The organism is Rhizobium sp. TRM96647 (assembly GCF_025780115.1).
GTDB lineage: Bacteria > Pseudomonadota > Alphaproteobacteria > Rhizobiales > Rhizobiaceae > Mycoplana.
This window is the reverse complement of sequence record NZ_JAOXHF010000032.1, coordinates 1-10,967: the sequence shown is the minus strand read 5'-3', so window position 1 is coordinate 10,967 and position 10,967 is coordinate 1. Positions and strand designations below refer to the sequence as shown.

Sequence of the window (10,967 nt, the reverse complement as noted above, 5' to 3'; positions counted from 1 at the left end):
TCATGACTTCCTCCTTTAGCTGGCCCTTCATTCTGAAGGTTCGGAGGGAGGCGTCCATCCCATAACATGCGCACGGCAATCGACAAGGTCGGCCGTGGCAAGGAGCGCGATGTCAACGTGCGCTTCCTGGCGATGGCCAGTCACTATGTGTTCGAGCCCGAGTTCTGCAATCCAGCTTCGGGCTGGGAGTAAGGGCAGGTCGAAGAATGTTCGGGATGCGCGTCACCGCTTCTTTCAACCCGTTCCGCGCTTTCCATCATTGGATGCCCTGAACGACTGGCTGGAGCTTCGATGCAAGGCGTTCTGGGCAATGACCCCACACGGACAGATGCGCGGCACCATCGCCGACATCTGGGCTGAGGAAGCTCTGGCGCTGATGCCGGTCACCCGGCCGTTCGACGGCTTCGTCGAATATACGAAGCGGGTCACGCCAACCTGCCTCGTCCATCTGGAGCGCAATCGCTACAGCGTCCCGGCATCCTTCGCCAATCGACCGGTGAGCCTGCGGGTCTATCCAGATCGTGTCGTGATCGCTGCTGAAGGCGAGATCGTCTGCGAGCATCGTCGCGTCATCGATCGCTCCCATGATCGACCGGGACAGACGATCTACGACTGGCGGCACTATCTGGCGGTGGTGCAGCGCAAGCCAGGCGCTCTTCGCAATGGCGCACCCTTCATCGAGCTACCAGACGCATTCCGAACCTTGCAGCAATATCTCCTGAAGAAGCCGGGTGGCGACCGGGAGATGGTCGATATCCTGGCGCTCGTCCTTCAGCATGACGAACAAGCCGTGCTATCCGCGGTCGACATGGCGCTGAAGTCCGGCGTTCCGACCAAGACCCACGTGCTGAACCTGCTGCATCGCATCGTCGATGGCAAATCCTTCACACCGCCCACCATCGACGCGCCTCAGGCCCTGACGCTCACCAATGAGCCCAAGGCCAATGTCGAACGCTACGATGCGCTCAGAAAGACAGAGGTTCGCCATGCGTCATAATCCGGCAAGCGGCGCTATCGTCATTATGCTGCGGCAGTTGAAGATGCATGGCATGGCTCAGGCCGTCGGCGAGCTCACCGAGCAGGGATCGCCAGCGTTCGATGCCGCCATCCCGATCCTGTCGCAACTCCTCAAGGCCGAGACTGCGGAACGTGAAGTGCGATCGACGGCCTACCAGCTCAAGACGGCACGCTTTCCAGCCTATCGTGATCTGAACGGTTTCGACTTCACCAGCAGTGAGGTCAACGAGGCGCTGGTCCGCCAGCTTCATCGTTGCGACTTCCTCGACGACGCCAACAACATCGTCCTGGTCGGCGGTCCCGGCACGGGCAAGACGCATATCGCCACGGCGATCGGTGTCCAGGCCATCGAACATCATCACAAACGGGTTCGGTTCTTCTCGACCGTGGAGCTGGTCAATGCTCTCGAGCAGGAGAAGTCCCAAGGTCGCCCAGGCCAGATCGCCAACCGCCTGGCACACTCCGACCTCGTCATCCTGGACGAGCTCGGTTACCTGCCGTTCAGTGCTTCAGGCGGTGCGCTGCTATTCCATCTGCTGAGCAAGCTCTACGAGCACACGAGTGTCATCATCACCACCAACCTGAGCTTCAGCGAGTGGGCCAGCGTCTTTGGCGATGCCAAGATGACCACCGCGCTGCTCGACCGCCTCACGCATCATTGCCACATCCTCGAAACCGGAAACGACAGCTTCCGATTCAAAAACAGTTCGGCCCATGAGCCCAAAGCGACGAAGGAGAAACGGAGGAACTTGACCATCCCAACCACGACGGACAATACCTAAGGCGGGTCACTTCTCGGTGCAAATCCCGGGTCAGCTCTCAGTGCAAATCAACAATGTGAGGATGGCTTGCCGCCCATCGTCCGTCAGTGCCTCAGCGTGATCCCCTTGCCGCCACACTCCGAGCACCGGCCGCCTCTCGTCGCATCTGAATTCTCTGGCAAAAAGAGCCCCGCCAAGCGCGGGGCAATAGGGCCTGGTTGGAGCCAGAGGGAACAGCACAGTAGGGCTGCAGATGAACGGTACCGTCCAAACGTTTTTCGCGCAAAGTGCTAAATTTAGCCCGCGCGTTCATGGGAGTACCCCGGTCAAAAAGAAGCCCGCCGAAGCGGGAAAGAGAAAAATCAGCGCGTAACCAGTGACAAGTCGCGCCTGTACCCGTCGAAGGGATCTGGTCGCGTACGGGCGTTTTACCCGTCGAGACGACGATGCGGGGCGGCTTATCGCCATGGCCAGACATTTGCTGCCGACTCGTTATAACCACCGGAACTTAGTTTGGCGGGTCGCGTTTGGAAGCACGCCTTCCGTGACTGCACTATTCGAATGGAAATTCATGTCGCACGAACAAATGCTCGCATTTTCCGTCATCGCGGTGATGATGGCAGTCTTTATCTGGGATCGTTTCCGGTATGATGTGGTGGCATGCTGCGCACTTGTCGGCGCTGTGGCGCTTGGTGTCGTACCGGTAAACGAAGCGTTTTCCGGCTTTTCGGATGACATTGTCATCATTGTCGGTAGCGCATTGGTGGTTAGCGCCGGCGTAGCGCGCTCTGGTATCGTTGATATCGCCATTAAAAAATTCTTCCCCAAACTTGTCTCTGTACAAGCCCAATTGGCGCTGCTGATGATTGTCGTTGCGGTCTTGTCCGCCTTCATCAAGAACATCGGCGCATTGGCGATAATGATGCCGGTAGCATTTCAGTTCTCGCGGCGTTCTGGCGGTTCGCCCTCTAAATATCTGATGCCAATGGCTTTTGCTGCATTGCTTGGCGGACTGATGACACAGATTGGAACGTCACCGAACATCGTTGTGTCCCGTCTGCGTGAAGAAATGACCGGAACTTCATTCAGTATGTTCGATTTCACCCCTGTCGGGCTGACTTTGACGGTGGTTGGCATCACATTTTTGCTGTTCTTTTATTGGCTGGTACCAATCCGGACCAAAGAACTGTCGTCGCTTGAAGACGCAGTGGAGATCACCGACTATACCTCAGAGGTCACCGTGACAGATCAATCCGCCGTGGTTGATCGTCCCGTTAGCGAACTATTGAGTCTCGGCGACGGAGAAGTTATTGCCAGCGCCGTACTGCGCGGCACATCCCGCATGTCCCCGTTTCCTGATCTGGAGCTTCGCGATGGCGACGTGATCATGCTCGAAGGCTCCTCGTCGGCGCTGGATCGCATCGTATCGCACGGCAAGCTACAGCTTTCCGGGAAGCCGCTCAAAGAAGGCGGCCAAGTCCAGACCGACTTAGCCTCGATCGAGGCCATTATCACGCCCACGTCGTCGTTGGCGGGCCTTTCCGCACGCGACTTGGCACTGTCCTATACACGAGACGTCAACTTGCTGGCTATCAGTCGGCGCGGCGAACGATTGAAGGAGCGACTGAGCAAGATCACGCTGACCGGGGGGGATGTGCTGGTTCTCCAAGGCAGTAGCAGGGCTCTCGCGACCGCTCTCCAGGAATTCTCCCTGCTGCCACTCTCTCAACGGGAGGTCTTGCTAGGGACGCGGCGACGGGCACTTATACCACTCATCATTTTGGCTCTTGCCATGGGCTCTACGGCACTTGGGCTCGCTCCTGTTTCTGTTGCCTTTTTTGCCGCGGCACTTGGGATGGTGATATTCAGAATTATCCCGCTCAAGGACGTCTACAAGGCCGTCGATGGACCAATACTTATTATGCTCGCCGCCCTTATTCCCGTCTCCGATAGTTTGCGGACAAGCGGCGGCAGCGAACTTATTGCTGGCTGGCTGGGTCAGGCTGCAGTAAACCTTTCGCCTGTCGGCGCACTCGCGTTGATTCTGGTCACATCAATGGCGGTGACACCTTTTCTCAACAACGCGGCGACGGTGTTGGTGATGGGACCAATCGCGGCAAGTTTCGCGATCACGCTCGGGTTCCAGCCTGAGGCTTTCCTGATGGCCGTCGCAATCGGAGCCGGGTCGGACTTTCTCACTCCCGTCGGACACCAGTGCAACACGCTGGTCATGGGTCCGGGGGGCTACAAGTTCAGCGACTATCCTCGCCTCGGATTGCCGCTCTCTGTTCTGATCGTCCTCGTAAGCGTGCCCGTATTACTTTATGTCTGGCCCGTGTCGTGAGGCACTGGCAACTTCGCCGGCTAGTGGGCGCCGTGCTGCTTCGTCTTCCGTCTCCCCAACATGCGTGGGGTTTATTATCGCCGTCTCTGCACCGCCTTGGGGCGAGAGCCACACTCGAAAGGGTGACGCCTTGGGCAAGTCCTCCGGGCTCGCACCGAATCTGCATCTTGTGCTGACCTGCAACTGGTACGATGCGCCAATCAATCGCGCTTGTAGCAAATCGAGCTTTGCTCTCCCGTACATCTGGCGCTTGATCAGCAGCGTGTAATCTGACCTTCAGTTCGTCCGTTTGACCACAGTGAGATGATCGCGTCTATTACGGCGTCGAGGATCCTTTTGCGCGTCGCCGACAAAACAACCCGACCAGGCTGTTCCTAGCAGCTTCCATCTAATCGTTGAGCCTTCGCGCTCCCTTCGGGGAGATCATTGCATCTACATCGGTGATTTGCGCTCAAGAGCTTGCTTCGGCAGGCCCTTTTCGTTTGCAGAAAATCCGCGCGCGGAACTTCTGTGTCCCTGACCAGTTCATTCTCCAGCAAGGAGAACGATCATGGGTATGGACAAACCGAAAGACGGCGCACCTGGCACAACCGATCAGTCACCGCGGTGGGAAGGGCCCGAGGCCAATCGGCCCCGCGGATACTTGCCAGCAAAGGATGACCCCGATGTCGACCGTGATGCTGTCGGCGAGAACAATCAGGACCCGGAACGCAACGGACCTTCGGATGCGCTCAAGACGCGTGATGATGCCAAGGGCCAGTATGCTAGGTCGCAGGCTGATCGCAGAAGTACGGGCGTGGCAAGTGCGAAGCCGACAGTCATAACCGGCTCGGAAGACGTGACGGGGCATCGTACTCCACCTGGCCGAAAGGAACCCGACAAAGATTGGGACGTGAACTTTGACGAGACCGAGCCCGATCGGTCCAAGTAAGGGCTAGCCGCGTTTGTTCGCTGCTCCGGCAGATGTGGGAACGGCCGCATCTGGCGGCCGTTCCGATGATATACTCAGGCGGCTTTTGCGTTGTCGGCGGTCTGGGCAAGCATTGTGAGTTTTTTGTCCGTCGCCTTCTCCTCCGCCAGACACTGCTTGAAGAGCGGCACGGCCTTTTTGAAGCCGAGCTGGTTGGCCCACGCGATAAACATGCCGTAGAGTGCGATTTCGTAGTGTTCGACCGCCTGAGCAGAGGAGATGAGCCCGGCGTCAAGGGCAGGGGGTCCCTTGTAGTCTTCCATGATTTCCTGGCCTTCGGCAATGACCCCTGGATTGCCTCGCAAGCCTTTCCGCGGGCCGGCTTACCAAGCAATTCAAAGATCTCCTCAAGGCGCTCGACCTGCGTCTGTGTCTCGTCACGACGCAGCAGAAAGCCTGCCTTGCCTTCTTCGGATTGTGCGGCACGCGCCATCTTAGACATGGCTTCCTCCTGGGGCCGAATTGTTGGCCGCGGAAAAACCTTTGTCCTGCGCACTTTGTTCCGAGCCGATGGTTGGAACACTATTGGGCAATTCGCAGTTTCTGCGAGGATAGGCCGTTGGCCAATCTTGGGAGCCAGATGGCAATGCCACTACACCGCGATATGTGGATACACCTCTGCATAGACATGCAGCGGATGTTCATCGAAGATTCGCCCTGGCAAATCGCATGGATGCCAAAGGTATTCGATGAGGTTCTCGAGGTGACGAAGCGCTTTCCGCAACAGACGATATTCACCCGCTTCGTACCGCCGTCATCAACTGACGAATTGCCCGGTATGTGGCGCGACTACTACGAGAAGTGGCCCATGATGATGAGAACCCGCATAGATCCGGGCCTGGTCGATCTTGTCGCCGAACTTAAGCGCTACGTCCCACCGGCGCGCATCTTCGAAAAACGCACATACTCGCCCTGGACCAACGGCCGGCTGCACAGCGTTTTGTCACATCACGGCGTGGGAACACTGGTGCTGACAGGCGGAGAGACGGATGTCTGCGTGCTGGCTGCGGCCCTCGGCGCAATCGATCTCGGATACAACGTGATTTTGCTGAAGGATGCCGTCTGCAGCACGAGCGACCGGACACATGATGCGACTTTGGAGCTTCTAAAGAACCGGTTCTCTGTTCAGATGGAGGTAATGTTGTGCGAGCAATGGCTCTCTTCCGCACAAGGATGCTAGTGGTCTCCACGGCATGTCATGGTGACCTCGTCCGACAACTGCCATGCACTCGGGATGGTTGTTGCACTTTCTAGTCTCGTTCGTGCGGCGTTCCGAGTTTCGGATCTCGCGCACGCGTATAGGTTTCGATCCTCGGCGGGCCGTCATTCATGACGATGTAGGGAAGGCGCAGTTCCCAATATCCCTGGGCATCGGGAGTAACCGATCCGGTGCGTGCATGAGGCCAGCACACGTCGTTCGGAAGGTCATCGTCGACGTAGCCGATCGCTGTTCCGCACGTCCCGCAAAATGACTTCACGATGTCGCGGGTCTTCGAGGTATCCGAAAGGGGTCGGCTTCGAACGTTGCTTCAATAGCGCCGCAGACACAAGGTCTGCGCTTCACGTCTCATGGCTCCCGTCAGGGACAGAGTAGGATGAAGCACGTCCCGGCTGTTGGTTCAAAAACCTGGATTGCTTATCAAGGCTCTGCTAGCTTCTTGTTGGGCAGGCAGGCGTCTGCAGGCTTGGCGTGAGCAACCGATCATCTGGATGTCTTCCTCCGGCACTCTGCTGCATGGCGCGCCGGCTTGGCCCACAAAATTCGTTGCAGCAACGGTTTCTCTTGGAACCTTTCGGCTCAGCGGCAGTTCCTCGCGATCGATCGAGGAAAGATCATGCGGAACGCTGTGATTGTCGAAGTGATATTAGTTCTTGGAGCGCTGGGATTCCTGGCGCTGGGGCTTGTTTCGCTGTCGGCACTTTAGGCTGCGTGGATAATGGTCTTCCAGCGGTCAATCGGGATCGATGATGCTCTCTTCTGGATCAACCGAGCCATCGGGATCGGTGACGAGGATGCTGGCAGCATAGATCAATGCTTCAATCACTTCAGCTACGACCAGGATCACCAACATCGCCTGTCTGCCATTGCGAATTGGAGCTACCTTCATTCAAACATAACGGCGACAGGGGGGGCGTATCCGTGGAGCCAGGTGCCCACCGAAGCGGCATAAAATCAGATGTCCGGCCCAATAGGAACAAACGCCGATCCCAACGCCTTTCTAGTCTAGCGACAATGAAGGGTGCTCGACATGCAACAGACACACGCAGCGGAGTTGGCGACGGAGTACGTCCGTCTAGGCGGTCAGAGGCGATCAAAGATCGACGATAACCACGTTACCACTCGAATATGGGAGCATGAAACCCCCGAGGCCGAAGCATTCTGGAAAGAACATATCGAGCCTTTGGATGAAAACCATCAGCGGGAAGTGATCACCCTTCTGCCGTCAATTTCCGAAGAGTAGGACCGGGCCTCGCCTCTCCATCCCACGGCCGTTGCGCTATCGCACGACTGTTCGATTGTGGTCAGGCTTTAGATGTCGTCGATGTGCTGCCAGTTTTCGGAGAGTTCACGTTCTTTGGCGGCCCTCACATGCTCAGCGGTTTCGGTGTCCTGAAAAGGACCCAGCGAACCGGTTTCGCCGTTGTCGTCCCACTCTACCCAATGGCCCTGCTCATCCGAGCGGGTGACGACTGACAAATTTTCACGACCGTTTGGCATAGGTTTCCTTTCAAGTGGGGCCGACGATAGCGGACCGGGCATCGGCCTACAAGCGCCACCCTATAGGAGCATCGCGTCGGATAGGAGCGGAATCTGGGAAGCCAGTGACCGGCTTACTGCCCAGCCTTCCGGAAGCGCGAGTCGGCTTGCAAACAAGGTACCGAGACGGCTACTCTCGTCCTTCCTCGTTGCCTCTCCTCGAAGTGTCGCCCCAAGGAAATACTTGCTAGGGGAATAATAATATGGAAAGATTGCTCTATTTCCTCCCCGAAAAACCGCAGCCGGCATGGGTAAAGTACTTTGCAACAACTGTGATAATGGCGCTCTGCATTGTCGTGCAGATTGGTCTTTACGCACAAAGTGGCTTTGTTGGTTTATTCTTCCTCCTGCCTGGTATTTTTATGACAGGTATTATGTTTGATCGCGGTTCGTCACTCTATGCAACTGCGCTAGGTGCCGCGTTCGCATATTTGTCACTGAGACCAACCGTAACGTTTCCCGGCTATGTCCTGCCCGTTTCGTTGTTCTCGGTGACAGGCGCCGCCATTGGGCTTGTTGCCGAAGCACTGCGGACAGAGATGGAAAAGGTCGTGCGGGCGGAGAAAGCCAAGACGGTTCTCCTCATGGAGCTTGCCCATCGCACCAAGAACAACCTGGCGATGCTATCGTCAATAATGCGGCTTCAGGCGAGGCTTCCTGGGGTGAGCACCTCCGAAGCGCTCACCGAGATGGGTGAGCGGATTCAGGTCATGGCGCAAGTGTACGACCATCTTACGATACGTGCAGACCGGAAGGTGGTGGATGCAAGGACATACTTGACGGAAATCTGCCAGAAATTAACTGCGTCGATCAGCGGAACGAGCCCGGTTGCCATAAAGGCAGATGCAGATGAACTATTTATTCACAGCGAACAGGCCGTGCCGATTGCGATCGTGGTTAACGAGCTTGTGACCAATAGCCTCAAGTATGCGTTCCCGGAGGGGCGCGCCGGCCTTATCCAGGTTACGCTGAGGGCCCATGAGGAGGTCGTTCTGTCGGTAACTGATAACGGCGTAGGTATGCATGCTGGCGTGCCAGAAGGGGTAGGTGCTCGGATTGTATCGCTCCTAGTCCAGCAACTCGGGGGGACGATCACTCGTGAGAATCTGGAGTCGGGTTGCCGCGTGACACTGCGGATGCCGAAGCCGCCCGTATAGCAATTTTGAAAGGCTCCACGCCGAGTTGCGCGTTGATGTTTGCAATGCTTATGGCGGTCACTCGGGCTAGCCGGCAATATTGGCGTCTGCCTTGCGCCCCCAATTCAGTCAAAAAGGTCGTCATCGCGCTGGCCCGAGAGCGGACATAGCTCCGCGGCGGCGTCACGTCGCCTGTGCGCCAACAGCGGACATCCTCATCCCCAGAGACTTTGGGCGGCGGGCAATCAGGTCAATCGATCGCAGTCTTTTGACGACGCTTGGAGACTAACACACGGCGACGGCGCAACATACAGTACGACCAGCGGGTGCCGGCAACCATAATGCGACGGGAGCATGACGCTTGAGCAATGTGTTTCGTCTACGTCTGTTTCTGGATTTCCTCGCGGTCGGCTTGGTTATCGCGTGCCTTGCCTGAGTTCGTCCACGTCGCCATCGACGATGCCTCGCGCATCGCCTCCAGTCAGATCCTGCACGACCAGCGCAAGGAGAGCGCCGTCGCGAGGTAGTCGATCATTCCTCCGCGCGAGCAATCTGTATCAGATGCTGCTGGCAGACCTTCTCGATCCTGGAGATGAGCAGTTCGGTTCGCTCGACAAACCATTGCAACGCTTCCCCGGAAATCTCGAAATGCGGCGAATAGCGTGCCTTCACATAGGCTTCGTTGATCACGTTGAACCAGGATACGTAACGCTGCTGGTTGCGCGGCCACACATCGGCCAGATCCTCCGCCTGTCCCTCCGCCAGACCGCGGAGAAAGCGGATGTTGTGCGATGGCGGACTGTAGTTGGTCAGCACCAGCAGCAGTGTCGAATAGGCCTGCTCGATCGCCTGATGCAAAAGAAACGCGGCCTCCTTGTTTCGCCCCTTTGAAATGAAAAATGCCGCCCCTTCGGCGAAGGTGCGAGCATGGGGCAAGCGGTCGTCGAAGTAGCCTGCAGCCATGCGGTGCGCCTCTTCCGCACTGATCTGACCCGGCATGGCCAGAGGCTCGTCGTCCAATTCATAAAGCACGACCCCGTCGCGGCGGACGTCGACGAAGAAATATCGCCCTTCCTTCAGAAGAGTGTTCACCTCCCGAAGCGAATGCACGATCAGACTGACCGGCGTCCCGATCTCGACATGCCGGAGAAGGCGTTCGGCAGCCTTGTTCCAATAGGTGGCGAAATCGGCGAGCTTGCGGTCATTGACGATGATCAGAATGTCGAAGTCCGACCGGTAGCCCTTCTTCGTGTGCGGCTCGTCGACGAAGGTGCCGCGGGCATAGGAGCCGAACAGCACGATCTTCAGGATCCGCCCACGCTTCTTGAACGTGGCCGAAGCGCCCTTCAGCGCATCCTCGAACTCTTCGAGGATGATGTCCACGACCTGGCGCAACTCATGCTGCTTGACGGGCGGCAGATGGTCGAGGCTGGTCTTCATCGGCAAGTCGGCATCCTTTCCCCCGTCGGAACTGCGAGCCACATTATGGCTGCACGGAGCTTGGGGGAAGCGCAATCCGGTTTCAACGAAGGGTTTGCAAAGAACTTTTGAAACAGGCTTCACAATCATCAAGCGCCTCTTCCCGGCGACCTGCCGGCGCCACTCTTCGCCGGGACCGGCATCGGTCACCCAAAAGAGCGTATCGGAGAGCCGAGCATGGCGGTGGCCCCGGCCACGGCTCGGGAATTCGCGCATGCCCCTTCGGTTCCCGGTGCAGCCGCAGGAGATCTGGCAAGCCGCAGGCGCGGCAGGATCGGGATCGACTGCACCCGAAGGGGCATTCCGCTTTCGGGGATGTCTGTTTCCCAGCCAAACCAGCAGGAATTGAGCAACAGCGTACCCGATGGCCGGTTCGGTGTCGAACCACCTTGCTGCCAACTCGCCTTCAAATGCGCGCACCGGTCCTAAAGCATGTCGCATTTATTCTGCCTCATAGCCTGCAGCTTTGAAGAAGTTTCGGCATTCTGCGACTGAGAAGAGG

At 57.5% G+C, this 10,967-nt stretch carries 6 protein-coding genes and 4 pseudogenes; 7 read left to right on the top strand and 3 right to left on the bottom strand.

Annotation, left to right across the window (positions count from 1 at the left end):
• Nucleotides 1–63 precede the first annotated feature (63 nt).
• From OCK02_RS25890 to OCK02_RS25875, 5 genes and pseudogenes are all read left to right on the top strand, one after another.
• A pseudogene (locus OCK02_RS25890) lies at nucleotides 64–997 on the top strand (Mu transposase domain-containing protein); the annotation flags it as partial.
• Nucleotides 987–1,799, top strand: a complete 813-nt coding sequence (istB, locus tag OCK02_RS25885) for an IS21-like element helper ATPase IstB (RefSeq protein WP_263815529.1) — start codon at nucleotides 987–989, stop codon at nucleotides 1,797–1,799. The pseudogene OCK02_RS25890 and the gene istB, both read left to right, overlap by 11 nt.
• A 550-nt stretch (nucleotides 1,800–2,349) precedes the next feature.
• Nucleotides 2,350–4,122, top strand: coding sequence for an SLC13 family permease (locus OCK02_RS25880; protein ID WP_263815532.1), 1,773 nt, complete (start codon nucleotides 2,350–2,352; stop codon nucleotides 4,120–4,122).
• 550 nt (nucleotides 4,123–4,672) lie between these two features.
• A pseudogene (locus OCK02_RS26320) lies at nucleotides 4,673–4,870 on the top strand (hypothetical protein); the annotation flags it as partial.
• Nucleotides 4,868–5,053 (top strand): annotated as a pseudogene (locus OCK02_RS25875) (hypothetical protein); the annotation flags it as partial. The pseudogenes OCK02_RS26320 and OCK02_RS25875, both read left to right, overlap by 3 nt.
• A 74-nt stretch (nucleotides 5,054–5,127) precedes the next feature.
• On the opposite strand, the pseudogene OCK02_RS25870 reads toward OCK02_RS25875, so the two are convergent.
• Nucleotides 5,128–5,540, bottom strand: a pseudogene (locus tag OCK02_RS25870) (ferritin-like domain-containing protein); the annotation flags it as partial.
• Between the two features lie 156 nt (nucleotides 5,541–5,696).
• Here OCK02_RS25870 and OCK02_RS25865 point away from each other — a divergent pair.
• Nucleotides 5,697–6,272 carry a cysteine hydrolase family protein gene (locus tag OCK02_RS25865; protein WP_412178928.1) on the top strand — a complete coding sequence of 192 codons (576 nt, stop codon included), beginning with the start codon at nucleotides 5,697–5,699 and terminating at the stop codon, nucleotides 6,270–6,272.
• A gap of 1,350 nt (nucleotides 6,273–7,622) precedes the next feature.
• Here OCK02_RS25865 and OCK02_RS25860 read toward each other — a convergent pair.
• Nucleotides 7,623–7,811 (bottom strand): hypothetical protein, encoded by a 189-nt coding sequence (locus OCK02_RS25860; RefSeq protein ID WP_263815528.1) that lies wholly within the window; start codon nucleotides 7,809–7,811, stop codon nucleotides 7,623–7,625.
• 242 nt (nucleotides 7,812–8,053) lie between these two features.
• Between OCK02_RS25860 and OCK02_RS25855 the strand changes: the two genes are divergently transcribed.
• Nucleotides 8,054–9,007 (top strand): sensor histidine kinase, encoded by a 954-nt coding sequence (locus tag OCK02_RS25855; RefSeq protein WP_263815527.1) that lies wholly within the window; start codon nucleotides 8,054–8,056, stop codon nucleotides 9,005–9,007.
• A 510-nt stretch (nucleotides 9,008–9,517) separates the two neighbouring features.
• On the opposite strand, the gene OCK02_RS25850 is transcribed toward OCK02_RS25855, so the two are convergent.
• Nucleotides 9,518–10,426: a nucleotidyltransferase and HEPN domain-containing protein gene (locus tag OCK02_RS25850; protein ID WP_263815530.1), complete on the bottom strand. Its 909-nt coding sequence runs from the start codon at nucleotides 10,424–10,426 to the stop codon at nucleotides 9,518–9,520.
• Nucleotides 10,427–10,967: the final 541 nt, after the last annotated feature.